General features: G+C 59.9%; 23 protein-coding genes. 14 read left to right on the top strand and 9 right to left on the bottom strand.

Annotated features, from left to right (window positions below):
* Window positions 1-62: 62 nt before the first annotated feature.
* The 5 genes from IPF36_RS15610 to IPF36_RS15590 are packed head-to-tail and all read right to left on the bottom strand — an operon-like array spanning window position 63 to window position 6,260.
* Window positions 63-1,034, bottom strand: coding sequence for a tripartite tricarboxylate transporter substrate binding protein (locus tag IPF36_RS15610; protein WP_195428659.1), 972 nt, complete (start codon window positions 1,032-1,034; stop codon window positions 63-65).
* 40 nt (window positions 1,035-1,074) lie between these two features.
* Window positions 1,075-1,863, bottom strand: a complete 789-nt coding sequence (locus IPF36_RS15605) for an enoyl-CoA hydratase-related protein (RefSeq protein ID WP_195428657.1) — start codon at window positions 1,861-1,863, stop codon at window positions 1,075-1,077.
* Window positions 1,860-3,971: an acetate--CoA ligase family protein gene (locus IPF36_RS15600; protein ID WP_195428655.1), complete on the bottom strand. Its 2,112-nt coding sequence runs from the start codon at window positions 3,969-3,971 to the stop codon at window positions 1,860-1,862. Before IPF36_RS15600 ends, IPF36_RS15605 begins: the two co-directional genes overlap by 4 nt.
* A 4-nt stretch (window positions 3,972-3,975) precedes the next feature.
* Complete coding sequence (locus IPF36_RS15595; RefSeq protein ID WP_195428653.1) at window positions 3,976-5,058, bottom strand: acyl-CoA dehydrogenase family protein; 1,083 nt, start codon at window positions 5,056-5,058, stop codon at window positions 3,976-3,978.
* Window positions 5,055-6,260 (bottom strand): acyl-CoA dehydrogenase family protein, encoded by a 1,206-nt coding sequence (locus tag IPF36_RS15590; protein ID WP_255519790.1) that lies wholly within the window; start codon window positions 6,258-6,260, stop codon window positions 5,055-5,057. The genes IPF36_RS15595 and IPF36_RS15590 overlap by 4 nt, the downstream gene beginning before the upstream one ends.
* 484 nt (window positions 6,261-6,744) lie before the next feature.
* On the opposite strand from IPF36_RS15590, the gene IPF36_RS15585 reads away from it, so the two are divergent.
* The gene (locus tag IPF36_RS15585) at window positions 6,745-7,713 is read left to right on the top strand and encodes a tripartite tricarboxylate transporter substrate binding protein (RefSeq protein ID WP_195428649.1); all 969 of its coding nucleotides are present in this window, start codon (window positions 6,745-6,747) and stop codon (window positions 7,711-7,713) included.
* Window positions 7,714-7,796: 83 nt separating this feature from the next.
* On the opposite strand, the gene IPF36_RS15580 is transcribed toward IPF36_RS15585, so the two are convergent.
* Together IPF36_RS15580 and IPF36_RS15575 are read right to left on the bottom strand one after the other, a co-directional pair.
* The gene (locus tag IPF36_RS15580; protein ID WP_195428646.1) at window positions 7,797-8,666 is read right to left on the bottom strand and encodes an amidohydrolase; all 870 of its coding nucleotides are present in this window, start codon (window positions 8,664-8,666) and stop codon (window positions 7,797-7,799) included.
* Between the two features lie 16 nt (window positions 8,667-8,682).
* The gene (locus IPF36_RS15575) at window positions 8,683-9,621 is read right to left on the bottom strand and encodes a hydroxyacid dehydrogenase (protein ID WP_195428644.1); all 939 of its coding nucleotides are present in this window, start codon (window positions 9,619-9,621) and stop codon (window positions 8,683-8,685) included.
* 134 nt (window positions 9,622-9,755) lie between these two features.
* Between IPF36_RS15575 and gcvA the strand changes: the two genes are divergently transcribed.
* The 8 genes from gcvA (at window position 9,756) to IPF36_RS15535 (ending at window position 18,790) form a co-directional block, all read left to right on the top strand.
* On the top strand, window positions 9,756-10,658 hold the full coding sequence (gcvA, locus tag IPF36_RS15570; protein WP_195428641.1) for a transcriptional regulator GcvA: 903 nt from the start codon (window positions 9,756-9,758) through the stop codon (window positions 10,656-10,658).
* Window positions 10,659-10,826: 168 nt separating this feature from the next.
* The gene (locus IPF36_RS15565) at window positions 10,827-11,984 is read left to right on the top strand and encodes an acyl-CoA dehydrogenase family protein (RefSeq protein WP_195428639.1); all 1,158 of its coding nucleotides are present in this window, start codon (window positions 10,827-10,829) and stop codon (window positions 11,982-11,984) included.
* A gap of 45 nt (window positions 11,985-12,029) precedes the next feature.
* Complete coding sequence (locus tag IPF36_RS15560; protein ID WP_195428638.1) at window positions 12,030-13,013, top strand: tripartite tricarboxylate transporter substrate binding protein; 984 nt, start codon at window positions 12,030-12,032, stop codon at window positions 13,011-13,013.
* A gap of 5 nt (window positions 13,014-13,018) precedes the next feature.
* Window positions 13,019-13,999: a tripartite tricarboxylate transporter substrate binding protein gene (locus IPF36_RS15555; protein ID WP_195428636.1), complete on the top strand. Its 981-nt coding sequence runs from the start codon at window positions 13,019-13,021 to the stop codon at window positions 13,997-13,999.
* A 2-nt stretch (window positions 14,000-14,001) separates the two neighbouring features.
* Window positions 14,002-16,092 carry an acetate--CoA ligase family protein gene (locus tag IPF36_RS15550; RefSeq protein WP_195428634.1) on the top strand — a complete coding sequence of 697 codons (2,091 nt, stop codon included), beginning with the start codon at window positions 14,002-14,004 and terminating at the stop codon, window positions 16,090-16,092.
* Window positions 16,089-16,958 carry an alpha/beta fold hydrolase gene (locus IPF36_RS15545; RefSeq protein ID WP_195428632.1) on the top strand — a complete coding sequence of 290 codons (870 nt, stop codon included), beginning with the start codon at window positions 16,089-16,091 and terminating at the stop codon, window positions 16,956-16,958. Before IPF36_RS15550 ends, IPF36_RS15545 begins: the two co-directional genes overlap by 4 nt.
* Window positions 16,959-16,981: 23 nt before the next feature.
* Window positions 16,982-17,986 carry a D-2-hydroxyacid dehydrogenase gene (locus IPF36_RS15540; protein WP_195428631.1) on the top strand — a complete coding sequence of 335 codons (1,005 nt, stop codon included), beginning with the start codon at window positions 16,982-16,984 and terminating at the stop codon, window positions 17,984-17,986.
* 21 nt (window positions 17,987-18,007) lie between these two features.
* Window positions 18,008-18,790: a class II aldolase/adducin family protein gene (locus tag IPF36_RS15535; protein ID WP_133097717.1), complete on the top strand. Its 783-nt coding sequence runs from the start codon at window positions 18,008-18,010 to the stop codon at window positions 18,788-18,790.
* 128 nt (window positions 18,791-18,918) lie between these two features.
* Here the strand turns inward: IPF36_RS15535 and IPF36_RS15530 are convergent, their stop codons facing one another.
* The gene (locus tag IPF36_RS15530; protein WP_195428629.1) at window positions 18,919-20,151 is read right to left on the bottom strand and encodes an MFS transporter; all 1,233 of its coding nucleotides are present in this window, start codon (window positions 20,149-20,151) and stop codon (window positions 18,919-18,921) included.
* Between the two features lie 235 nt (window positions 20,152-20,386).
* On the opposite strand from IPF36_RS15530, the gene IPF36_RS15525 reads away from it, so the two are divergent.
* The 5 genes from IPF36_RS15525 (at window position 20,387) to IPF36_RS15505 (ending at window position 24,997) form a co-directional block, all read left to right on the top strand.
* Window positions 20,387-21,103, top strand: coding sequence for an IclR family transcriptional regulator (locus IPF36_RS15525; protein ID WP_133097719.1), 717 nt, complete (start codon window positions 20,387-20,389; stop codon window positions 21,101-21,103).
* Window positions 21,104-21,220: 117 nt separating this feature from the next.
* Window positions 21,221-22,291, top strand: a complete 1,071-nt coding sequence (locus IPF36_RS15520; RefSeq protein WP_255519789.1) for a transporter substrate-binding domain-containing protein — start codon at window positions 21,221-21,223, stop codon at window positions 22,289-22,291.
* A 41-nt stretch (window positions 22,292-22,332) separates the two neighbouring features.
* The gene (locus tag IPF36_RS15515) at window positions 22,333-23,619 is read left to right on the top strand and encodes an FAD-binding oxidoreductase (protein ID WP_195428627.1); all 1,287 of its coding nucleotides are present in this window, start codon (window positions 22,333-22,335) and stop codon (window positions 23,617-23,619) included.
* 104 nt (window positions 23,620-23,723) lie between these two features.
* Window positions 23,724-24,095, top strand: coding sequence for a RidA family protein (locus IPF36_RS15510; RefSeq protein WP_133097875.1), 372 nt, complete (start codon window positions 23,724-23,726; stop codon window positions 24,093-24,095).
* Window positions 24,096-24,163: 68 nt separating this feature from the next.
* On the top strand, window positions 24,164-24,997 hold the full coding sequence (locus IPF36_RS15505; RefSeq protein WP_368671154.1) for a putative hydro-lyase: 834 nt from the start codon (window positions 24,164-24,166) through the stop codon (window positions 24,995-24,997).
* Between the two features lie 227 nt (window positions 24,998-25,224).
* On the opposite strand, the gene IPF36_RS15500 is transcribed toward IPF36_RS15505, so the two are convergent.
* Window positions 25,225-26,193, bottom strand: a complete 969-nt coding sequence (locus IPF36_RS15500; RefSeq protein ID WP_133097876.1) for a tripartite tricarboxylate transporter substrate binding protein — start codon at window positions 26,191-26,193, stop codon at window positions 25,225-25,227.
* Window positions 26,194-26,241 lie beyond the last annotated feature (48 nt).

Genomic DNA, 26,241 nt, shown 5'->3' with positions numbered 1-26,241 from the left:
GGGAGGGTCAGCATATCCCAATGGCGGGGGCGTGGTGAAGAGCGGCGATGAAGCGCGGTGTCTCACTCGACCGGCGACATGCCGGTACTCGCGACCACCGATTTCCACATCGGTATTTCGCGGGACACTCTCGCCTTCACATCCGCAGGTCCGCCCTGGATCGGATATTCCCCGTTCTTCGCCAGATCGGCCGCGAAGCCGGGATCCTTCGTCACCTTTGCCAGCGCTTCGGCAATTCGGTTGGCGATGGGTTGAGGCAGGCCAGGCGGTGCGATGAGTGAACTCCAGACGTCCACGTGGTAGTCCTCCATTCCTGCAACTTCTTCGCTGACGGTCTGGACGTTCGGCATGGTACTGACCCGTGTCTTCGTCGTGACCGCCAGCGCCGAGAGCTTGCCGGCCTTCATCAGCGGCGACGCCACGGACGGCGCCACGAGACCGAAGTCCACCCTGCCGGCGACGAGGTCCGAGATGGCATCGGCGCCGCCCTTGTACCGGATTTCAGTAAGCTCGGTCTTGCTGCGCGCCTTCAGCATGGCGCCCGCCACTGCCGTCACGTTGCCGACGACCATGTAGGAGACGGAATTGGGCTTGCTGCGCGCCCGCGTGATGTAGTCTTGCAGCGTTTGCTTCTGGTCCGCGCGCGTTACGACGACGTAAGGGTAGCCGCTGATGAAGCCAAGATGCGAAAACCCATCGACCGGATTGGACGGCAGCCTGGTATACAGGGCAGGCGCCACGGAGAGCAGTCCGTTTGTGGCGAGCATCAACGTGTAGCCGTCGGGCGGGCTGGCCAGCAGCGCCCGTGCCGCGATAAGATTGTTGCCACCCGGTCGGTTCTCGACGATCACCGGTTGCTTGAGTTCCATGCGCAGGCGCTCCGCGAGCAGGCGGGCGATATTATCGGTCGAACCGCCGGCGCTGTAGGGAACAATGAGCTTGACCGGCTTGCTGGGATACGCGTCGGGACTCGCGTGGGCGACCGCCGACAGGGATAGCGCCACGGCAATGATGGCAAAGGACTTTCTCAACATCGTTGTCTCCTGATTGTTCTGTATGTCAGGCGGGTCGGGACTATCGTCCGACAAAGACCGGCGCGCGTTTCTCCCTGAGTGCGGCGAGCGCTTCCTTGTGGTCTTCCGTCGAGAAGATCGCGCCCATATGCGAGGACACCTGGTCCAGGTGCGCCCGCAGGCTGAGGTCGACGCCCTGATACGCGGCGCGCTTCATCATCCGGATCGCCAGCGGCGGGCCATTCGCGATCTTTCCGGCCATCTCCATTGTGCGAGGCATCAACTCGGCTTCCGGCACCACGTGATTGACGAGGCCGATCCGATCGGCTTCCTCGGCCTCGACGAAGCGCCCGGTCCACAGCAGTTCCAGCGCCCTTGGCATCCCGACCAGCCGGGGCAGGTACCAGGCGCCGCCATCCCCAGCCATAATTCCGATCCGGATGTAGGTCTCGGCGAATCGGGCCGTGCTCGAGGCAATGCGGATGTCGCCCATCAGCGCCATGTCCATGCCCGCGCCGGTCGCCACGCCATTGACGGCCACGATGACCGGCTTGTCCAGCGTCTCCATGATCAGCGGAATGCGATGAACGCGTTCGCTGAGCGATACCTTGCGCATGTAGGCGTTCTCGGCCTCCCGCCGTTCGCCGATGCTGCCGACGTCGCCGCCGGAGCAGAACGCGCGGCCGGCGCCCGTGAGGACGATCACGCGCACGTCGTCCCGGCGCTGCGCTTCCAGCAACGCATCGCCCCACCCCAGCAGCATGTCGGTCGTGAAAGCGTTGAGCTTTTCCGGGCTATTCAGCGTAATGGTGGCAATGCGCTCCGATACATCGAAAAGAAGTTCACTCACTGGGGTCTCCTGATGGCGAGGGCGTCCACGATGGTCAGGCCCTTGCCTTGCTCGTGGACGAAGATCGGATTGACATCGAGCTCTTGCAGGCAGTCTTCTGCCGAGAGAGCGAGTTTCGACAGATCGACGAGCAGGTCTGCCATCGCCTCGACATCGGCAGGCAACTCGCCGCGCACGCCGGCAAGAAGGGGCCAGCCCTTCAACGAGCGGAGCATGTCGCGCGCGGTCTGCTTGTCGACCGGAGCCGGCGCCAGCACGGTGTCCTTCAGGACCTCGACATAGATCCCGCCCAGCCCGACCATTACGAACGGGCCGAATTCGTCGTCGTTGACGATGCCGGCGATCATCTCCACGCCGCGGGCGGCCATCGGCTGAACCAGGGCACCCCGGATTTGCGCTTCGGGCGCGTGCTCGCGCGCGTTTTGCAGCAGGCGCCCAAAGCTCGCGCGAAGCGCGTCGTCATCCCGCACGTTGAGCGCGATCGCGCCGGCTTCGGACTTGTGAGGCAGGTCCGGTGACTGCAGCTTGAGCGCCACCGGATACCCCAGGCGGTGTGCGGCGGCGAGTGCCAATTCCACGTCGGTCGCCAGATGTTCCTCGGGGCATGCGATGCCGCTGCGCTGCAGTAGCGCCTTGGACTCGTACTCGCAAAGAACGGCGGAGCCTGCAGTGAGCAGCTTTCGACCGGCTCCTGAAAGCGCGAGGGTGGCGGGGCTGGCATCGCTGGAGGCGATCCGCTCAAGATGCTGGCCGTAGGTGCGCAAGCCCGCGAGTGCCCTCACGCAGCCGAGCATGCTGGTGAAGCAGTGGATGCCTAGGTCTCGGAGCAGGGCCCGCGAGCCCTCCGAGGGAACCGTGTAGCTGTAGAACAGGACCGGCTTTCCCAGTCTCTTCACGATCGCGGCCAGCTCCGGGCCCTCCGCCCGCAACCGTGCCTCATGGGCAAAGGAGGAAACGACGATGAATGCATCGAGGTAGTCCGCATCGGCCAGCACTTCGAGCGACTGCGCGTAGGCGTTCACGCCCTGCGCGGTGATGTCGACCGGATTGGCGGTCGATCCATATGCGGGAATGAATTCGGCGATCCGTCGCTGTCGCTCGCCATCGATCTCGGGCAGGTCGAAGCCCATCGCTTCGCAGGTATCTGTCAGCCATACGGCGGTTCCGCCCGATGTCGAGATGATGGCCACGCGATTCCCAGTGATTGGGGCGTAGTTGGCGAGCCCGGCAGCGATGTCCAGCAACTGGTCCTGATCGTGCGCCTGGATCACGCCGGCATGGGCGAGGGCGGTATCGCAGACCACCGCGGGTCCCGCGATCGCTCCGGTGTGGGAAGCCGCAGCGCGTTGTCCGGCCGTCGAACGCCCAACCTTCGCCATAACGATCGGCTTGCCGGAGGCGGCGGCGCGGTTGGCAAGGCTGATGAACCGCCGCGGGCTCTTGAACGACTCGGCATACATCAGGATGATGCCCGTCTGCGGATCGTCGAGCATGGCTTCCAGATAGTCGGCGGCCTCGAGGTCGACCTGGTTGCCGACGCTGCAGATGTGGCTGAACAGCAGGTCTTCGCGGCGGCCTCGATTGTAGAGGGCAAAGCCGAGGCCGCCGCTTTGCGACACCACCCCGATGCGCTTGCCTTGCCGGTCCTTGCCGCTGTCGATGCCGATTGCCGGGCTGAACGTCGCGGCGACGCAGTCGATGGCGTTGAAGAAGCCCTCGGCATTCGGCCCGGAGATCCGGATGCCGGTCTCGCGACGAATCGCATCGAGTTCGGCCTGAAGGCGCTTGCCGGCTTCCCCTTCCTCGGCAAAGCCGGAACTGAAGATGACGACGTAAGGGATGCCCGCCTTGGCGCATTGGCGAACCGCATCGGGGACACGTCCTGCGGGAATGGCGATCAAGGCGAGGTCAACGGGCTGGCCTATCGCCTCCACTGATGGGTAGGCCTTGAGCCCGGAGATTTCGCTGTGTGACGGGTTGACCGGGTACAGCCGACCCGCGTACTTGTGCGCCAGTAGCGTCGAAAAGACCTTGCCGCCGATGCGGGCGGCTCCCGCCGTCGCGCCGACCACTGCGATGCTGGAGGGAGAGAAGAGGTTTCGTAGCATGGGATCAGTTCCCCGCAGTCTGGGATACCGCATCGGATGACGCGGTAATGAATTGCCACAATGCATTGTGGTCGACACTATTCAGTCGCCGGGCGACTGCCGTCGCCCACTGCGCCTCGGACCCGAATTCGTCCCGCCAGGAGAGCAGCCGGCGCGTGCTCAGATGCAAGGCGTGCTCGTGCGTGAAGCCCATCGCACCATGGACCTGGTGGGCAATCGCATATCCGGTCGTGGCGGCCTCGCTGGCGGTCAGCTTGGCCGCCGCGATCTCGAATTCCGCATCGCGATGCTGCGCGGCCAGCAGCGCGGCATCCGCGGCCACCGATGCGGCTGCGACATGCCCGGCGAGTTCGGCGATCTGATGCTGAATCGCCTGGAACTTCGCGATGGGTCGCCCAAATTGCACGCGCTCCGTGCTGTACTGCACACACATCTCCAGCACGCGTTCCAGTGCGCCGGCGATCTGGAAACTGCGCATGAGCGCCGCTTCGAGATACGGAGAGAGCAGGCCGCTACGCGGCGTACCGACGTCACCGGCTTCCAGAAGGCAGGCCTGAATCGCAAAGTCATCGCGCGCTTCGCCTGCCAGATTGCTGCCTTGGCGCACTGGCTTGATATTGGCAAGTCGGACGGTCCGCTCATGGCCGGCCTCATCCGCAGCCGTCGCGACAATCTCGGCGGAGTGCCTGCCCCATGGCACGCGCTTCAGCGCACCGCTCACGATGAACTTGCTGCCTTCCTGGCGAAGGGTCAGGCTATTCTGCGGAAGATTGACGGCAATGGTCGCCGGCGCGCCCGTCGTTTCCAGTCCCGCCGAGCGCAGCATTCTCTGCGCGATCAAGTTCTCGACGATCGGAAGCGGGACGGCGAACGCACCAGCCGTCCTGGCGAGCGCTGCCATAACAATGAATTCCGTCGCGGCGTCATCGCAGATCTCGTCGAGCGAGGTGAGGCCAACGGCGTCGATCGACGACCAGGCGTCGGACAGCCAGGCGCCGGCTTCGGCGGCATCGTGCGCTTCGCGGGTGCAGACATCGGCAAACAGGCGCGCCGCACTGTCCGTGAGCATTTCGGAAATATCATTCATCGCAACCCCAGGCTTTTGGCAATGATTCCGCGCAGAATTTCCTTGGTGCCGCCCCGGATCGTGTAGGAGGGGGCGTGCAGCAGCGAATATTCCAGCGAGTCGTTGAATAGGGAGGGCAGGGCGCCTTCGGCGCGGCCGGCTTCGGTAGTCAGCAACCGCAGCACTTCGGGGATTTCGCGCTCGAACTGTGTGCCGCGATCCTTCACGAGCGCAGCCTCGACGCTCGGCGTGATGCCTTGCTCCATCATGAGCGCCACGGACATCGACATGTGGTGCAGCGTCCAGAGCTTGCTGACCAGCCTGCCAACCGGCGCGGCCACGTCAGAATCAACATCGGCTTCATCGAGATAGGCGCGCAGAAGGTGAAAGCTGCTCATCCAACGGTCGGGACCGCTACGCTCGTAGGTCAGTTCGCTGTTGACCTGCTGCCAGCCGTTGCCGATGGTGCCGATCACCATGGCGTCGGGCACGAACACATCCGCGAAGACGACTTCGTTGAAGTCGTGCTCGCCGGCGAGGTTCAGGATGGGCCGGATCGTGATACCAGGCGTTTTCAGGTCGACCAGGAACTGGCTGACGCCTTCGCGGCGGCTTTCGCCACGCGGGCCGGTGCGTGCGAAGAGGATCATCATGTGCACGCGGTGCGCGTTGCTGGTCCAGATCTTGGCCCCATTGACGAGCCATCCGCCGTCGATCTTTTCCGCCTTGGTCCGGATCGAAGCCAGGTCGGAGCCCGAATCGGCCTCGCTCATGCCGATGCAGAAGTAAAGCCGTCCGGCCGCCATCTCCGGCAGGAAGGTGTGACGCTGGTGCTCGGTGCCGAACCGGAGCAGAAGAGGACCGCTCTGCCGGTCGGCCACCCAGTGGGCACGCACCGGCGCGCCTGCGGCCAGCAATTCCTCCGTGACGACGTGACGTTCGAGAGCGGTACGCTCATGTCCGCCATAGCGCTTAGGCCAGGTCATCCCGATCCACCCGCGGCGTCCGAGTTCCTGGCTGAACGCAGGGTCGGGGACTGCCCACCCGTGCGAACTGTCGCGGAGCAATCCTTCCTGGCGGGCATGTTGGAGAAATGCGCGAACTTCATCGCGGAGAGTTGCTATACGCGGATCCGGAGGGCTGACCGCGAATTTGATGGGTTGAGCTGACAAGTTGTGCTCCCTGGACTGTGTGGCGCGTGAACGCTGTTGGCCTGAGCACATAGTGGTTCAGCAGGGCCAATGGTGAAAGGTGAAATTCACATATGTGAATCGATGATTGGAGGGGAGCACGGGCGGCTTCCAGCCGGCCGCACCACGCGCCGAAGGCCTGCTTTAGGTGGATCTCTTGATTCTGCGAACCCTACATTTTCGGGGTCTACGATGACCCTAAAAAGGTCCTGCCGGCTGGCTATACGGGCGCTGACACCGCTGCAGGTGCAATGGCAGTCATCACGCGAGCTGACCTGGTCCACTTCTTGTCGAGGACGGCGACGATCATCAGCCAAAGCGACTTGTTGCTTCATCTATCACCCAGTCCAAAGCGGTGGCGTGACCTGTTCTTGGCGCCGCTCACGTCATAGCGCTGGTTTAGACCCTCAACATATGATTAGAACTCATATCTGAGTGCAGTTTTGGAAGTGTTTCGATCGCTCAGCGGTAAGCAAAATAGAGTGCATAAAATCATTCCCGCTCTGGAGACACTCTTATGCAAGCTCAAAAATTTGTGCGGCTTTCCTTGTTCGCGTTAGCTGGTTTTGCCGCTTGCGCTGCTGCTGAACCCTATCCGTCGCGGCCTGTAACCGTGATTGTTCCCTTCGCAGCGGGAGGCAATCTTGATGTCACAGCGCGCACCGTTCTTTCAGACATGTCGAAGGCACTAGGCCAATCGTTTGTCGTCGATAACCGGGTGGGAGCCGGCGGACTGATAGGCCACGAGGCAGCGGCCCGTGCAAAGCCCGACGGCTATACGATCGTTGCTACCGCGAACGGAAGTTTCGCCTACACGCCAAAGATAATCGGAAAACCTTCATTCACGCCGAAAGATTTTGCCCCGATCGGCATGATGGCCGTCACGCCATTGGTCCTGGAGGTGCCCGTCAACAGCCGATTCAAGTCCTTCCAAGAGCTTGCGGCGTTCGCAAAGGCCAATCCCGGTAAGGTTTCCATTGGTCACGCGGGTGTCGGGACAACTAATCACGTAGCCATCATCCAGCTTCAGGCCGCGCTCGGAACAACATTTACGATTGTTCCCTACAAGGGATCCGCTCCTGCCATTACCGATCTTCTGGGATCTCAGCTCGACGCAGTCATTGATCAATTGCCATCCTCTCTGCCAAACCTAAAGGCAGGCAAGCTGCGCGCTCTGGCTGTCACAAGCAAAATGCGAGCCCTCGATTTGCCTCAGGTTTCTACACTACAAGAGCACGGTCTAAAGAATTTTGAGGTGGTGACGGTTTCCGGCCTGATGGCGCCGGCGAAGACGCCGCCGGAGATTCTCCAGCCGCTCCATGACGCCCTGAATCGCGCACTAGCTGACCCTGCGGTTAAGCAACGATTGCAGGACCTTGGGTCGATCGCGTCTCCAGCGACAGCCAAAGAATTCGACACGTTGATGCGTGACGAGGACGCCCGCGCGGGCATGCTTGCCAAGCAAGGCCTGCTAAAAGCTGAATGATAGAAGGCCGGTATCTCGACACCGGCCCCCTTCGATGACGCGCTCACGGCAGCAGGCAAAGACGCTCGCCTGCGATGTGCCGACTAAAAGCCGTACAGTGCCGCAGGATTGTGGACTAAGATCTTTTCGAGCTGGGCGCGATCTGGTGTCCAGCCGCTCAGCAGATTGAGCAGGTGACCGGCGTCTGGAAAACTGTGCGCCATGTTGACATGAGGCCAGTCAGAACCCCATACAAGCTGCTCCGGATTCGTGGCTAGTAACCGGTCATGGAATGGCCGAATATCTTCGTAGTCCGGATACGCTGCTGAGACGCGGTAAGGGGTTAGTTTTACCCACACAAGGCCCTCCGCGAGCAAGCTAAGCAGTACCGAGAATCGCGGATCGTCGATTCCGCGATTCGGATCTACACGGCCCATATGATCCAGCACAAAGGGGACACGTGAAGCGCGAATCAGTGGCTCCAGTTCGACTAAAACATCGATGTCGGACCAGAGTTGAACGTGCATCCCAAGTTCACGAAGCGCTGGAAGCACCTTGTGTAACTCTCGGACATCTACTGCGTTCTTGTAGCGGGCGTGCCCCTGGCTGAGTAGCCGACTAAAGCGGAGGCCGCATACACCTTGTGCGGCGAGCGTTCTGAGATCCGGTGTGCCAAGACTGGGGTCAACCACCGCGACCCCGCGGAGACGGTCGGGCGCTGCTGCCAGGGCGTGCAGCATCGCTCGATTGTCGAGTCCATGAGCGGACGGCTGAACGAGCACTCCACGGTTGAGATGCAAGGAGTCGAGTAGCCGAAGATAGGCCGATGGCGTGTATTCAGGCGGGGTGTAAGTGCGCTCCCCCTCGAGGGGGAAGCGCCCGTACGGCCCGAATACATGACAGTGGCAGTCCGTCGCCCCCGCTGGAACAGGGAAATCAGGTGCCGTTCGTGCGCATGACGGGGAGTTTGTCATGGACGCATTCGCTGCGTCACGCTGTGACGGCCGCTTCGAGGGCCGCCAGCAGGTTTTTTGCTGCCGTTACGCCGAGATTGACGTATGCCGCATCGCTTACGCCGCCGACATGCGGTGACAGAACTAGGTTGGGCACGTCGCAGAAAGGATGCCCCGGAGTGAACGGCTCGACTTCGAAGCTGTCCAGCCCTGCGGCATAGAGCTTTCCGGACGTGAGAGCTTCGATCAAGGCGGGCTCGTCCACTAAGCCGCCGCGCGCTGTGTTGACGAAGATGGATCCGTCCTTAAAGCGGGTCAACGTGTCGCGATTGATCATCTTCCGATTCTCGTCAGTAAGGGGGCAGTGCAACGAAACGACATCCGATCGCGTATAGAGCTCATCCAGCGACACGAGTTCTACGCCTTCGGGTGCCGACGTCGCGAACGGATCAAAGGCCAGCACCTTCATGCCCATGGCTACGCCGATCGCCGCGGTCCGTCGGCCGATCTCACCGAACCCGACGATACCAAGCGTACGGCCGTTCAGTTCGATCGTCTTGTACGTGGCCTTGTCCCAAAACCCGCCACGCATTCTGGAGTTCAGGTGAATGACTGATTTCGCGCACGCGAGGATGAGTCCCCAAGCATGCTCGGCAACCGCGGCGGCATTGGCTCCCACAGCAGCCCGCACCAAAATTCCCCGTTGCGCTGCAGCATGTCGGTCGACTACGTCCACGCCGCTGCCATGGCGAGAGATCACGCGCAACCCCGGCGCGGCGTCCATCATCGCCGCCGTGATCTTTCCATAGCGTGCAATGATCGCGACAGGGTTGTGCTGCGCTGCTAAAGCGATGACTTGATCTTCGGTGGGCTGCTTGCCTGCAAGAACTACTTCAAATTCCTGGAGAAGATCCAGGGCAGGCTGAGCCAGATCTGCACCGGTGATTAGGACGACGGGCTTCTGTTGAGTATTCACGAGCGATTTCCCATGCCGGCTGACTCGGGGTTGAGCCGCCTCCGATCAAAATTTTGGCGTTTTGCGAACACAAGTGCCACTTCCAATTGCGTCGGTAGGTATAATTTAATGTCATTTCTAGCGACATGGCGGCTATGGCTCGACGTATCCCCCCCCTCAATCCGTTACGGGTGTTCGAAATCGTTGCGCGCACCAACAATCTGACGCTCGCCGCCCAGGAACTTCACGTATCCCAATCCGCAGTCAGTCGCCAAATTGCGGTGCTGGAGGGCTACCTTGGGGTTGAGCTTTTCAAACGCGAGCGACACGGTGTGACGCTTACGAAGCACGGGGAGACGTACGCCAGCGAAGTGCTTCCAGCATTTGACTCGATTGCGGCAGCCACCGCGCGCTTGCTACGCAATTCCTCACAGGGCGCGCTACGGGTTCGTACCTATACGACCTTTGCTGCCAAGTGGTTACTCCCTCGCCTGCCCGCCTTTCAGGAGCAGCATCCCAGTATCGAGGTGCGGATCGACAGCGCCATACCCGACGTTAACTTTGACCGCGACTCCGCTGACGTTGCCATACAGTTCGGGGACGGTGGCTGGCCACGGGTCAATAGCGACCTGCTGTTCCATGACGAAATCGAGCCGGTTTGCACGCCTGAGTATCTTAAGACCCACCGTGGCCCACGGGGGAAATTGGACGCACTGCTGAAACACCGCCTTCTTGTGTCTCATTACCGCCGCACCGACTGGGACGAATGGCTTGAGTTCGCAGGAATGACCGAACTGGCTTCTGGCAGCGAACGCATGAGTTTTGGCAGTTCCGTGTTGACTTGGCAGGCCGCCCTTGACGGAATGGGGATCGCAATTGGCCAGGCCCCCATGCTGAAGGCGGAACTGGACTCCGGACGGCTGGTTCGACCCTTCGCCAAGCCTTGGAGCCGCCAGAAGGCGTACTACCTCGTGCGCCCTCAGGTGCAACGCGAACCGAGGAAGATCGCTGCATTCCGAGAGTGGCTTCTTGACACCGTAGCGCGGGAAATGGCCTAAGTGGCAAGTACATAGGCCGTTGTCGATGGTTGTCCAAATGTTCGCAACCGAGTGGTTCTGGTTTAGGTATTACCTTATGTTCTAGCTGGATTCGAAACTCGAAGTTCACAACTATCTCTGAATGGACCATCCTGATACCTGTCAACGGTCCCAATCAGAGAGACAGAAATGAACTTTGAACTTAGCGAAGAGCATCAGGCATTTGCGGAATCTGTGCGACGCTTCGCACAAGACAAGCTTGCTCCCGGTGCGCTCGAGCGTGCACATTCCGCCCAGTATCCTTGGGATGCTGCACAGATGCTGGCAGAGCAAGGGCTGCTTGGCATTGCATTTCCTGAGGAAGACGGGGGCCAGGGCGGCACTCTCATGCATGCGGTCATCGCCATCCAGGAAGTCGCCCTAGTCTGTCCAAAGAGTGCAGACATTGTGCAGGCCGGCAACTTCGGCCCCATCCGAACTTTCGTCGAGTACGCATCGGCTGAACAAAAAGCGCGCTTTCTGCCGGACCTGCTGGCCGGCAAAAAACTCATCGCGCTGGGCATGACGGAGCCCGAAGCCGGCTCCGCCGTCACTGAACTCAAGACCTCTGCCCGCCTTGACGGTGATCACTACGTTATTAATGGCAGCAAGATCTTCTCCACGCACAGCCCGGAAGCCGAGCTCTTCCTGATCTACGTACGCTTCGGGCCTGGTGTTGGCGGCATCGGCTCGGTCCTGGTGGAACGTGGCGCCCCGGGCTTCCAGGTCGGTGAGCCGTCGAAGTTCATGAGCGGCGAAGAATGGTGCCAACTCTACTTCGAAGACTGCCACATCCCCAAGGAAAATCTTCTGCTGGGCGAAGGCGGCTTTAAACGACAGATTTCGGGCTTTAATGTCGAACGCCTGGGCAATTCCTCACGCTCGTTGGCATTGGGACGCCACTGCTTCAACATTGCCCGCGAGCACGCCAAGATCCGCAAACAGTTCGGGCGAGAGCTGTGCGAGTTCCAAGGCATTCAGTGGAAGTTCGCTGAGATGGCACTGAAGCTGGAGTCTGCTCAACTGCTCCTCTATCGCGCTGCGATGGAAGGAGAGCACGGCCTGCCCTCCGCGCACAGCACCGCTATGGCAAAGCTTGCCTGTAACCAGGCCGGCTGGGACGTCGCCAACGAAGCCCTGCAAATTATGGGCGGCATGGGCTACAGCCAAGAGTCGATCGTCGAATATTGCCTGCGTCGCATCCGCGGTTGGATGATCGCCGGCGGTTCGATTGAGATGCTGAAGAATCGTATCGCCGAAGGCGTGTTCGAGCGTACTTTCTCGCAACGCCCGCCCAAAGCAAGCTGACCTCTGCGCATAAGCCCGATTCAAATAAAACAACCGGAGACACTTATGATTAACAAGCTCGGCGGCGCTTCGGTGCTCGCGATGGCGCTGCTCGTTCCTATGTCGGTCAAGGCACAAGCAGCCGCCCCTTCATATCCCAACAAGCCTGTTCGCATTCTTGTCGGGTATCCGGCAGGCGGCCCCACCGATCTAACGGCCAGGATGATCGCAGCAAAGCTTCAGGCGTCGATGGGCCAATCGTTCGTCATCGACAACAAGCCCGGCGCGGGCTCGAACGTCGCGTCTGAAATGCTGGCCACAAGCCCGGCCGACGGCTATACGCTGATGATCGCAGCGGCGCAACTGACGTGGAATAGCGTGCTGTACAAAAACATCCGCTATGACGCCATCAAGAGCTTTGAGCCGATTTCCCGACTGATGTCGGCTCCTGCGGTGCTCGCCGTCAATCCGGCGAAAGTGAATGCCAAGACTGTCTCGGAGTTGGTTGCGCAAGCAAAGAAGGAGCCTGGCAAGTACACGTTTGCGTCATCGGGGCCGGGTTCCGTTCCGCATATTGCCGGCGAATTGCTGAAGAGCAAAGCCAAAATCGATCTTCTTCACGTGCCTTACAAGGGCAGCGGCCCGGCGGTGAACGCAGTGCTTGGCGGCGAAACCGACATGTACTTCATGACGGTACTCAGTTCCATGCCGTACTTCAAGAGCGGCAAGCTTCGTCCAATTGCAGTGACCTCCAATCACAGAATCCCCCAATTGCCGGACGTTCCGACCATGGCAGAGGCGGGTGTTGCCGGTGTGGAGATTGATTCGTGGAACGGTCTCTTTGCACCTGCGGGCACACCAAAGGAGATTGTGGAAAAGCTCGGCAAGGAAGTCCGAAAGGTCATGGAAATGCCGGATGTTCGCAAGGCGTTCGAAGAGCAGGGGGCGACGGTCGTGGGTAGCACGCCGGCAGAGTTCTCCGCTTATCTGAAGAAAGAGGTTTCCCTGGGAACGACTTTCGCGCGCTCCATCAACCTGAAGTTGGATTGAAAGAGATGAACCGCAATTTTGCTCTTAAGCTGATCACTCCCTTGGCTCTGGCGTTAGGCTGTGGTGCCGCGAAGGCCGAATCGCCTGCCGACTATCCGACTCGACCGGTTCGAATTGTGGTCGGTTACCAAGCAGGCGGCCCGACGGATGTTGTGGCTCGACTGGTGGCCAAACAGCTTCAGTCGACGCTGGGGCAGCCGTTCGTCGTGGACAACAGGCCCGGCGCCGGATCGAATATCGCGTCCGACCAGGTGGCGTCTGCGAAGCCCGATGGATACACACTGCTCTTTGCGGCCGCTCCGATTGCCTCGAACGGTTTCGTCTACAAGAACCTGAAATGGAACGTCAAGACGAGCTTCGAACCCATTTCGCAGATCATGTCGGCGCCAGCGATTTTGGCGGTAAGCCCGACGCTGCCCGTGCAAAATCTGGCAGAGCTGATCGCTCTTGCCAAGAAGCAGCCGGGCAAGCTTTCGTTCGCATCAACAGGCAATGGCGGCACGCAGCATTTGGCTGGCGAGATGCTGAAGCAGCAGGCCGGTATCAGCTTGATTCACGTTCCTTATAAGGGCGCCTCCAGCGTGATCACCGATTTGGTCGCTGGCAATGTATCAATGGCCTTCATGACCTCCATATCCGCGATGCAGTATTTCAAGAGCGGTCAGGTGCGTCCCATTGCTGTGGCGTCTCCAAAGCGCCTTGCCGTATTGCCTAACGTGCCAACCATGGCAGAGGCTGGTCTGGCTGGCTTCGATGTTGACTCCTGGAGCGGGCTGTTTGCTCCCGCAGGCACGCCCAAGCCCATCATTGAGAAGCTGCAGCAAGCCGCCATAAAAGCTGCTGGCGCACAGGAACTGCGCGACAATCTTCTGCCGCAGGGTGCAGTGCTGGTGGGCAACACTGCGACCGAGTTCAAGGCATACATCGACAAGGACGTCGATCACATGTCGAAAGTTTTCAAGACCGTAAAAGTAACACTGGATTAACTATGAACACGACCGCCACCATTCAGCCGGATGCTTCTCTCGCACAGGCTCTGCTGGCCCCGCGCAGCGTGGCACTGTACGGTGCATCGGACGACACTGCCAAGACCGCTGGCCGGCCGCTCAAGTTCCTGCGTGCTGCGGGCTTCCAAGGCAAGGTCTACCCGGTCAATCCGAATCGTCATACTGTGCAAGGTGAGACTGCGTATCCGAGCTTGGCAGAGCTGCCCGAGGTCCCGGAACACGTCTTCATCCTGACGCCAACCCATACGGTGCTCGATGCTGCGCAAGAATGCGCGCGAATCGGCGTGAAGGTGGTGACTATTCTAGCCAGCGGCTTTTCCGAATCTGGCCCGGAAGGTGCAGAGAGGGAAGCCGCCCTGGCTGAGCTCAGCCGGACCACGGGACTGCGGATTCTCGGTCCGAGCAGTTTGGGTGTCGTCAATCCGCGGTCTGGACTCGTCCTCACCGCCAATGCCGCCTTTGCCGAGCCCGAGCTTCCTCAGGGACGTGTGTTCGTGGCAAGTCACAGCGGTAGCATGATTGGGTCGCTGGTGTCGCGTGGCAAGGCACGCGGCGTCGGCTTTGCTGGTCTGGTGTCGGTGGGCGGTGAAGCCGATCTTTGTGTTGGAGAAATCTGCGCCGCCACGCTCGATGACCCGAAAATCGGTGGCTATCTGCTGTTCCTTGAGAGCCTGCGACACGGCGACAAGCTGCGTGCATTTGCCGTCGAAGCCGCGAAGCGGGGTAAGCCGGTCATCGCGTACAAGCTTGGCCGGTCTGCGGCTGCGGCCGAAATGGCGGCGACGCATACCGGGGCGCTTGCTGGCGAGGATGATATCGCCGATGCCTTCCTCAAGGATCTCGGTATTGCTCGCGTCGGCGTCTTGGAGGCGTTGCTGGAAACTTTCCCTCTTGCCGAGCGGATTCCTCTGACCGGGAGCGCCGGGACGGTCAAGCGCGTTGGGGTGGTGACAACGACCGGTGGCGGTGCTGCCATGGCGGTTGACCAGCTCGGAATCCGCGATGTCGTGGTGGAACCGGCTTCGGCGGAGACACTTGCGAAGCTGGAGGCGGCGGGCATTGCTGTCTCGCCGGGTCGAGTGCTTGACCTGACGCTGGCTGGTACCAACTATAGCGTCATGAAAGGCGCATTGGATATCATGTTTGAAGCGCCGGAGTTCGACTTGGTACTTGCTGTCGTCGGCTCGTCGGCCCGATTCCAACCTCAGCTTGCCGTTAAGCCGATCATCGACAGCGCGACAAGCTCCAAGCCTCTCGCAGCGATGTTAGTGCCGGATGCGCCTGAAGCGCTGGCGTCCCTGACCGCGGCTGGCGTTCCGTGTTTCCGTTCCCCGGAAGCCTGCGCCGACGCTATCGCATCGCTGTTTGCGCGACGTGCGCCTGGCGCTCAGCCGAGCGTGAAAGCGTCGACCACTGATACTCGTACGCTGAGTGAGTCCCAGGCCTACGAGGTTCTCGACTGCATCGGCGTGCCCCATGCCCCTGCGGTCACCATGCCCCTGCAAGGCCCTGCCACGGCGCTCTCGTTTGACTTTCCCGTAGTCGCCAAAGTGTGCTCGGAAGAAATTCCTCACAAGACCGAGGTTGGTGGCGTGGTCCTTGGTATTCAGGATCAGGCCGGTCTGGAGAAGGCGCTTGCGACGTTGCGTACCAACCTCGCCGAACGAGCGCAGGGGAAGCGTTGCGAAGAAGTGCTGGTCCAGCCAATGACGAAGGGGCTTACCGAGGTTCTTATTGGGTATCGCATCGACCCCGAAGCGGGTCCGATCATTATGCTGGCAGCCGGTGGAATCTGGGCCGAAGTGGCCCGAGATCGCAGCATTCGCTTGGCTCCAGTAAGTGTGGGTACGGCGAAGGACATGATTGCCGAAGTCAAGGCCTTGAAGACGGTGTCGGGACTTCGCGGGCGCCAGCGGGGCGATCTGGATGCATTGGCACAAGCCGTTTCTGCGTTATCGCAGCTCGCGGTCAAGCCAGAGCTGAACATCATTGAAGCTGAAGTGAATCCAATGATGGTTCTGCCGGAGGGGCAGGGCGTCGTTGCGGTTGATGCTCTAGTTCTTCGCTCGTGACAACCAAAGTCGACTCCACTCCTGCGGTCGATCCGAGCGCCTTGATTGCTCGGATCGAGTCGCTCGGGCAGCTTTACCGGTTCCGCGTGCAGGATCGAGACGTCGTTTGGCGGCGGTTCGGCAAGGGGCGGCCGCTGGTGCTTTTGCATGGCGGCCACGGTAGCTGGCTGCATTGGATTCGGAACATCGAGCCACTGATGGCGCACCACGAGCTTTGGGTGGCAGATCTACCTGGCTTTGGCGACTCCGACTCATTGTCGGGCGATCCGCACGCCGCTGACCGATTAGAGCACCTTGTGTCGGCGGTGTGCGCCTGTGTGGAGCGCATTGGGATCCAAGGCGACCCTATCCAGCTCGCGGGATTTTCATTTGGCGGGCTTGTCGCGGCCAACGTGGCGGCCCGCTGCGGCAACGTATCAAAGCTCGCGCTTCTTGGGCCAGCCGGGCACGGAGGTCCGCGTCGGCAGACGATCGCGATGAAGGACTGGCGCAGCGACAACCCCGAGGAAGCGACGCAAGCATTGCGGCACAACCTCGCCGCGCTCATGCTTTACGACCATCACAGTATCGATCCGACGGCGATGCTAGTGCATGAGCGAGCCTGCCGGGCGACGCGTTTTCGCAGTAAAGCTTTATCCAGACAAGGAAGCCTGGCGGAATCCCTTAGTCGTTTCCACCGGCCGACGCTATTCGTGTGGGGCGAGCATGATGTGACAGCAATTCCGCTCGATGCGGCATCACAGCTTTCCGCTGATGCGCCCTATCGCGACTGGTGTCTGATTCCGGGAGCCGGCCACTGGGTTCAATATGAAAGGCCCCAAGAAGTGAACCAGCTACTTCTGCGCTGGTTCTCTTCGATAGAGTAGCGACCTGATCAAGGACGAACGAGATGACCAATGCAGTCTCGCTGACGCTCATGATGTCGGAAGTTGCCCGGGAAGCGTTCGGTGCACGCATAAGCGCGGTACTCAAAGAGTTGCCGCACCGGTTTGTGACGCCCAGGGCGGTGCTCAATAGTGGCCCGGAAGACAGCGCGAATGTCGCATTCCTGACACGAGACGTGACTGGCAATTCCGGCAAGACCCAACTGGCACCGTCGCTGGTCGAGTTCTACGATGCGATGCGCGCATCGGCAAAGCTAACCTGGTTGCAGTCGCATGCGGCGGGAGCGGATCGCCCCATCTACGCCGAATTGAGACAGCGTGGCGTGACGGTTACTACGGCTTCCGGAGCGAATGCTGGCGCCGTTGCTCAGATGGCGTTTCTCGGGGTGCTGGCTATCGCCCGTCGGCTACCACAGCTCATGGATGCACAGCGTCGGAAGAGCTGGGAGCCGTTACTGGGGGAACGAGCGCCTCACGACCTGAAACGGCAGACCGCCGCAGTTGTCGGACTGGGCCCTATCGGACTCGAAGTGGCGCGCCTGCTGGACGCTATCGGCATGCACGTCATCGGCATGAGCCGCCGCATCAGAAGCGTTCCAGGACTCGCCGAGACTGTTAGCTTTGCGGAACTCGAGAGCGTGCTCCCGAAGGTTTCGGTAGTTGTTCTTGCCTGCCCGCTGACGGATATCACACGCGGATTGCTGAACCGCAAGACACTTGCTTTGTTGCCCGCAGGTTCGATACTCGTCAATGTGTCGCGAGGCGAAGTTGTCGTTGAGAGCGACCTGATCCAGTGCCTGCAAGACGGGCATCTCGGCGGGGCGTTTCTTGACGTATTTGAGAAGGAGCCTTTGAGTCCCGATTCGGCACTCTGGACTCTTCCGACTGTAATGATCGCCCCCCATACGGCTGGTCACACGACGGGACACTATGCAGAGGTAGGGGAGATATTCCTCGACAATCTCACCCGTTGGCGTGATGGGCTGACTCTTCGAAACACAGTTGCGTAACTTACATCGTTAGGAGAACACATGTCCTCGTCCGATCTGAAACTGCCATCGCTTCGCGACCAAGTGTCGCCCGAAGAATGGAAGGCACGTGTGGATCTGGCCGCGTGCTATCGGCTTTTCGACCTCTACGGCCTTTCCGACCTCACAGCGAACCATATCTCTGCTCGCGTTCCGGGAGAAAACGCCTTTCTGATCAACCCATATGGCATGCTCTACGAAGAAATCACCGCCTCGTCCCTGATCAAGGTCGACGAAAGTGGCGAGATCCTCTTCAGCCCCGACTTCGGTGATTTGAAGTATGGGGTTAATCGCGCCGGCTATGTGATTCATAGCGCGATCCACGCCGCCAGGCCGGATGTTGGCTGCGTAGCGCACACACATACCGTAGCGGGTATGGCGGTCTCGACGTTGGCCTCTGGAATTCTTCCCCTGACGCAGACGTCAATGCGTTTTTCGAGCGCTGCCTATCACGCGTTCGAGGGCATCGTGCTGGATGAGCGAGAAAAGGAATCGCTACTGCGCGATATGGGCGATGAGAACTACCTGGTCCTAAGGAATCATGGCCTCCTGGTGGCCACGACTACCACTGCGGAAGCCTTCAACGCCATGCATCGCTTCGAGCAAGTTTGCAAGGCGCAAATTGCAGCTCTCGCATGCGGTCAACCGCTCACGACCGTGCCGGCTGAAATCGTTGAAGATACGCGGAAGAACTACTTGCCCGGGACGCGGCGTCCCTTTGGGGTGATGGAGTGGCCGGCGATGTTGCGCAAGCTCGATCGTATCGACCCCAGCTACAAGGGTTGACGCGTAGCTTCCAGGCGTCGTTCGGGAAGCCCACCTAGAATAGCGGTGTGGTAGCAGCGGCGAGCTGTGCTTGCCGCTTTGTCAGTTTGCGGTGAAGCTATTACACCATTGGCATTATGTTGTGTTGGCTAGCTGGCGTTTGTAGGCGAGACGCCGGCGATCCAGATGTGCAGTGTAGTGAGACACACCGCTAGCCCACACGCCATCAGGCCAAAAGCGATTTGCTCGCCGACAAAGTTTGCGATATTGCCCATCAGCAAATGGCCCAACGGCATGGTGCCGAGATAGGCCATTCCATAAAGTCCGACGATTCCCCCGCGCAATTCATTTGGGCAATCCCGCTGTAGTGTTGAGTTTGTGGTCGTGGCGAAGAATGTGAGAGCCAGACCGAGTCCAGCAAAACACGCGCCAGCCAGCCAGGGCGAAGAAGCCAACGAAACGCCAGCCAGGGCCATCACCGTCAGCCATGGTGCTGCTGCGTGTATGCGCATCGAACTGCGCGGGCTAAGCAACCGGGAAGACAGCAGTATGGCTGCCATCATTGCCCCGGCGCCAGCGCAAGAAAAAAAGACGCCAGTGAACTTCGCTGCATTGCCGAACCGATGGGCTGCCAGCACTGGTATTAGCGTCTGGTAAGACCCGCCCAGAAGCCCCAGGACCGCCAGGGTGGGCAAACACTGCCGAGCGATCTTATTGCCGCGCGCATATGCCACCGCCATGCGAAAACCTGCGCTTTTCTTCGGGGCTAAGGCCTGCTCAGCGGTGGGCAACGACCCGATACACAGCAGCATTGTGGCGAGTCCGACAATGTTCAGCGCGAATCCACCAGTTGCTCCAAGTCGCAGGAAAGCGTATGAGGCAATGACTGGCCCCACCATGCGGCCAACGTTGAAGACGAGAGTGTTAAGAGCAATCACGCTTGGCAGAGAGCTCTTGTCTTGCAGCGTGGTGGTCAACAGCAATTGACGGGAAGGCATTTCCATAGCGCTAAGGACGCCGCAAACAAGCGACGCGCCGATGACCAATTCCTCGCGAAGCCATCCTGCAAGATTTGCGGCCAAGAGACAGGCAGCGAGGAACAGCGCGCAAAAGAGAATGCGCAAGGCTGTAACACGTGCTGCCGTCGGATTGAGCCGAGACCCAAAAATCGGCGCTACAAACAAAGCAGGCCCGTAGAGCAAGAAATTCAACAGACCTAACTGCCAAGCTGCATGCGTCTGTTCCCAAAGCAGCAGGTTCAGCGTGATATTTTGCGTCCAGCTCCCCATGACGGAGGCCGTCTGGCCACATAGGTAACGTCGAATTGCTGGTTCAGCGAGAGCGGGGAAGGGGCCTGAAGAGGCAGACTTGAGTGCGGTCATTGGCTATGCGGGGCCAATGCCAATCCGCTGACGGAAGTGGCGTTGTGCTCACATTCACGCATTGTAGATTCATAATGATATTATGAATACGTCAGCGACGGCACTTTTCTTTGAGGGCCTGGCTCGGTGCCGGAACGGCGGCAGCCTCCGGCGTTGCTGTAACATGTGCGCCTTGCAATTATTTTGAGCCGCGGGCCCCGGTCGGTCCGGGCACCTTGGGAGAAAGGGAAGGCAGATGGCCAGGCAGAAGACAACCGACGTGGACCGCTCAGTCAATGCGGTCGGCCGAACACTTTCCATCTTGGATGCCTTCCTGCAGCATGAAGGCCCGTTGACCCTTTCCGACCTGGAAAGCGAGACAGGGCTGTTCAAGAGCGTCATCCTGCGCTACATGCTCTCGCTTGAACCCATGAATTATGTTGTCAAGCGGCCAGACGGCCGCTATCAACTTGGGGCTCGCGTTTTCGAACTTGGTATCCGCTACGAGCAGACATTTAACCTCTCGGAGCATGTCATGCCCGTGCTGGAGGCGCTCATGCGTGAAACGGAGGAGAGCGCATCCTTCTACATTCGCGAGGGCGACAGTCGTATCTGTCTGTTGAGGAAGGACTCACCGCAGCACCTGAAGGCGAGCATTGCCCCGGGAACGAGGTTGCCGATGGATGACACGGCAACCGCCGAGGTATTGCGGATCTTTTCGACACCCGTTGATTTCGCATGGTCTGTCAAGAACTGCATCTTCACTTCTGCCCGCAAGGTCAATCCCGTCACGGCCGGGCAGCAATTGACTTCGTCGATGTCGGCACCCGTGCTGCGGCACGGCAACACGCTTGCTGGTGCATTGACGATCTCGGGACCTGTTGGCCGTTTCGATCCGGCCGTCAAAGCTACCCAAAACCTGTTGTTTGATTCCGCTAAGGAACTCTCGAAGTCCCTAGGCGCTAGCGTATAACGCAGTAAAGTTTTATCTCCATCCCAAAGGGCGGCCACTAGCCGCCCTTTTTTCCCTTCTGGCCCGCTGACTCTACAGCGCAGGGCCGTCGCGTCGCGCTCGTACGGGCGCTTTGTAATGAACCATCCAGGTGCGTCGCGCACCGATTTCGCCCACCCCAAGCGACAAGACGCCGCCTGCCGCACAAGCCTAGCGCAACTACCTATTGCGATGCAGTCACGCATCAGCGAGTCTTCCTGGCATCAGTATTGCAATCATAATGCCATTATGAAAATGAAAGACGCGATGGGCGTGTCTTCTTTTTTTGTGGGAGCTAGCATGGCTGATGCACGAAAGAGTGAAGCTGTTCTGAAGTTCGGTTTGCTGCGCGCAGCAGTCGCCGGAGTCTTGGCGATGGGCATTGCAGGCACCGCACAAGCCGATTTGCTGGCCGAAGTAAGGGCCCGCGGCACGCTCGTGTGCGGCACGATGAATACCATCGAACCGATGGGGTACCTGGACCTGAAAAGCAGGAAGGTTGTCGGCTTCGATGTGGATGTTTGTGAGGCGGTGGCGAAGGGCTTGGGCGTTCAGCTAGAGCAGAAGTCGATCGCGCTGGAAGCGCGTATTCCGGAGCTAACGCTTGGACGTGTCGATATTCTTTCTGCTGTCCTGGGGTACACCGAAGAGCGCGCGAAGCAGATCGACTACACGGACTCGCATTTCCAGGTGCCCATCCGCATCATGGTGGCAACCGAGTCCCCGTATAAGAAGATCACTGATCTAAACGGCAAGAAGGTAGGGATGTCGTCAGGATCGACCCCGGAGCATTGGCTGCGCAAGCGGTTTCCTGAAGTCCAGGCCATCACATTCCGCGATACGCCCGCCGTGTTCACAGCGCTCAAGCAGGGAAAGATCGACGGTGAGGGCATCACACAAACGTCAGGTGCCAAGCTGATGGCGGCTGGTGCGGGTGCCTTCCGTTATCTGGACGAGGCGTTGGGCTGGGAACCGAACGGGCTCGGCGTTCGCAAAGGCGAGCCGGCTTTCGTTGCGGCGGTCAACAAGGTACTCGTCCAAATGGAGGCCAGCGGAGAGATGGACCGGATCTGGAACAAATGGCTGGGATCTGGCACGGCGTACAACATCAAGCGCGACAAGCGGCTGACACCGATTAGTCAGGTCAGTGCCGAGTTGAAGACTCAGTAATTCTGGGCGCCTATGGGCGCCTTTGCCCTTTCCAAACTAGCATGAATCAAGTCACTGTTGTGGGCGCCGGGATCGTAGGCCTGGCTACTGCACTGCAGCTCCGCATGGACGGATTTGCAGTGCAAATCATAGACCCCAATGAACCAGCAAGCGGGTGCTCTGCTGGCAACGCTGGCTACCTGAGCGAAGCCAACATCTTCCCGTCGAACTCGACCGAAAGTCTCAAAAAACTGCCGGCGCTGCTCAAAGACCCTCTTGGCCCCTTGACCATCCACGCGTCGTATATTCCACGCTTCTTGCCTTGGGGCATACGGGCGGCGCTGGCCTTGCGTCCGGAACAGCTTTCGAAAACTGTCGAAGCGATGTCGGCCCTAATTCGTCCGGCGATCGAAAGCTACGATTCGCTCTTGCGCGAAGCCAGAGCATCTCATCTGATGGAGCGCCGCGGCGCATTGGCCATCTGTAAGAAACTGGAGACGCTTGAAGCCCGGTCGGCGAAGATTCCCGCGCTGCAGCAGCATCACGTAGCGGTCGAGCGGATATCGAAAGAGCAGGCATTGGAACTCGAGCCAGCAATCTCTCGTGACATTCAGGGAGCGCTGTTCTATCCCAACTCGGGTAGATGTTTGGGACCGCGACGGCTGGGCGAGATGTTCGCTCAGCGGCTTCAAGAAGCTGGTTGTCGTTTCATCAAGGCTTCCATCCATCGAATGGCTCCGACTGCAGCGGGACGGTGGCGGTTGGATTCGGACATTGGCTCCCTGGACACCGATTTGGTTGTCGTATGCGCCGGTCGGCGCTCGGACGCGCTGATGCGTCCTCTTGGCTACAGTGCGCCGCTCATTTCCGAGCGTGGTTATCACCTTATGCTTCCGATGCCGAGCGTCAGCCTGGGCCGTCCTGTTTCCATTGCGGAAGCTTACTTTGTCGCGACTCCGATGGCAGATGGCCTGCGTCTCGCTGGCACAGCAGAGTTCGCCCCTGCCGATGCGCCGATGAATGCCGCAAGGTCAGACATGCTCTTCAAGCTTGCCACACCATACTTCCCCGGTCTGAGTCGAGAGGGTGCCGTTCGCTGGATGGGAGTCCGACCTTCTTTGCCGGACGGCTTACCTGCGATTGGCCGTGCCTCCCGGCATGCCAATCTTTACTACTCCTTCGGCCACGGACATAACGGACTGACGCTGGCGGCCGTCTCTGCGAAGCTTCTCGCTTCGATCGTTTCCGGCCGCAAAGTCCCACAGATCGATTCGCACCCGTACGCGGTCGAACGCTTCAGCCTTTGGAGACGGTCGTGCGGGGAAGCGCGCGGGCACCTCTCAGCATAGCTTTCAGGCACGTAAATTCGACCTGCGATCCATCCCGGTGGGGCCAGCTTCATCGCCACAGCGGGCAGTTTCTAAGAACATGCAACAGCAAGAAGGAGTTCTACATGCAAACTTCAATCGAACGCATTCCCGGCAACGAACGGATGAGCAAGGCCGTGATCGTCAATGGCGCGGGAATCGTCTACTTCAAAGGCGTGACTCCAGCTACCAATTCAGGTCGCACCATCGAAGAGCAGACTACCAGCGTCCTAGAACAGGTCGACAAGCTGTTGGCCGAGGCCGGATCGTCGAAGACAGGGCTGGTCTCGGTGAACATCTGGCTTAACGACATTCGCGACATGGCGGCAATGAACAAGATCTACGACCAGTGGGTGGTGCCTGGACATCAGCCTGTGCGCGCCTGCGTGCAGGCTGCACTTGCACAGCCGCACTATCTCATTGAAGTACAGGTCGTGGCCGTGCGCTCTCCGAACTAATGCCACCCGGCTCGCTATCGTGGCGCCGGCGCTAACGTGTACTGCGCAATTTGATGAAGGAGAATCCAGTGACACAGGTCAATGCAGGAATCGACGCTCAACAGACGGTGATCCGACGTACGGACCTTGCGACCATGTCGCCGCAACAAGTCAGACTGGCCATTCGGTCGTCGCAGTGGACAGGGACAACGCATGGAGCATCGCGAGGACGATTGCAGGCGAACCTCGTGGTCCTGAGTGCGCGGTATGCCTTTGACTTCCTGCGCTTCTGCTTGCGCAACCCTTCTCCGTGTCCGGTCATTGATGTGACGAATCCGGGAGATCCGGAGCCGAAACTCGCCGCGCCCGGAGCTGATGTCCGGACGGATCTCTCACGGTACAAGGTGTACCGCGACGGCCAACTTGTCGAGGAGCGCAGCGACCTAACGAGCGTCTGGCGGGACGACAGTGTGGCGTTTCTTCTTGGGTGCAGTCTTTCGTTCGACGAAGCCCTGGACAATAGCGGCATCGCGATGCCTCACCTGCACAATGAGGATGGTCGCGTAGCTACCTACCGATCCGGAATTGCATGCCAACCAGCCGGTCCATTTTCCGGCCCGATGGTGGTTACAATGCGGCCGGTTCCTACGCCACTGGTTGCACGTGCCGTCCAAGTGACCAGCCGCTATCCGCTTGCACACGGCGCCCCCGTGCATATCGGAGACCCGTCGCAGATTGGTATCCACGACCTGCAAGCTCCAGAGTTCGTTAAGTTTGGTGGCCTCCCAGAAGGGCATACGCCAGTCTTTTGGGGGTGTGGCGTAACGCCACAGGCCGTCGCTTTGGCCGCTGGTGTACCGGAAATGTTCACGCACGCTGCGGGTCACATGTTCGTTACAGACCTGACACTCGACGGCTGGTAAACAAAGGATTGAACGAGGAGCAAGTAGCGGCGCTTGCCGCTTTCGGCGGGAGAAATCGCGGCGTCTAGTCTCCGCGTGTAACGCCTCAAAGATCGAAGTCGGTTTTCGACAGCCGGTGATGCCTGCATAGCGTGCTTGTGGCGCTCGTTCCCGGCGGTGGTCAAGCCGGGGAGGGCGGGGAAATCACCCACCCAGCGGGCGAGCGCTGTTGATCGCGCGCCCCGATATTACTCGGGTCTAATGCCAATGGCCGTGATGGCCTTGCCCATGCGATCGCGGTCGTTCGCCACCAGCGTCTGGAACTCCTGTGGAGTTGTGCTTTTCGGTTGGATGCCGAGTTCCTCGAATCGCTTCCGGACATCTTGCTGCGCCATCACTTCGCGAACCGCTCGGGAAATCTTATCCACGATGGGCGCAGGCGTTCCGGAGCGAATGCAGATTCCCGTCCAGGAGGCGGCTTCGAATGCGATGCCTGCCTCATTGAAAGTCGGGACTTTCGGCAGACTCGGAAGGCGCTCCTTGCTGGCGACCGCGATGGCCTTGAGGCGGTCTCCGGCAAGGAAGCCCGCGACGGTCGATTGCTGGTCGAAGGCGACGTTAATCGTGCCCGCGACCAGGTCACTCATCGCCTGACCGCTCCCTTTGTAGGGGACGTGGTTCATGTTGATGCCAACCTTCGACGAGAACATCTCAGCAGCGAGGTGGCCTGCCGATCCCACACCCGCCGAGCCGTACATGATCTTGCCAGGCTCCTTCTTAGCCAAGGCGACGAACTCGGCGGGCGTGTTCGCCGGCACGCTGGGGTGAGCGAGCAGCACGTACGGGACGCTAGCAATTTGAGTCACTGGAAGGATGTCCTTCGCAGCGTCGAACTTCAGTTGCTTGAACAGATACTTGTGCGTCGTCAGAACACCATTCGTGCAAGCGAACAGCGTGTAGCCATCTGCCGGGGCTCGAAGCATCGCCTCGGTAGCAATAATCCCGCTCGCACCCGGCCGGTTGTCGACCACGATTGTTTGTCCCAGAGCGGCTTTGAGTTTCGGCGCCAAGAAGCGCGCAATGATGTCCGTCGAGCCACCCGGTCCGAATCCTACGATCAAGGTGATCGGCTGTTGGTGTGGAAACTCGGTAGCAAGAGCGCAAACAGGAATCACAAGTTGGAGCGCGGCCGCGGCGAGAAGGGCGGATTTAACCATGAAGCTATCCTCGAAATCAAAGTTAGGCGTTTAGTAAAACCATAATGC

It is taken from the genome of Cupriavidus sp. IK-TO18 (assembly GCF_015549295.1).
Classification (GTDB): Bacteria; Pseudomonadota; Gammaproteobacteria; order Burkholderiales; family Burkholderiaceae; genus Cupriavidus; species Cupriavidus oxalaticus_A.
This window is presented reverse-complemented; position numbering and strand designations above follow the sequence as displayed.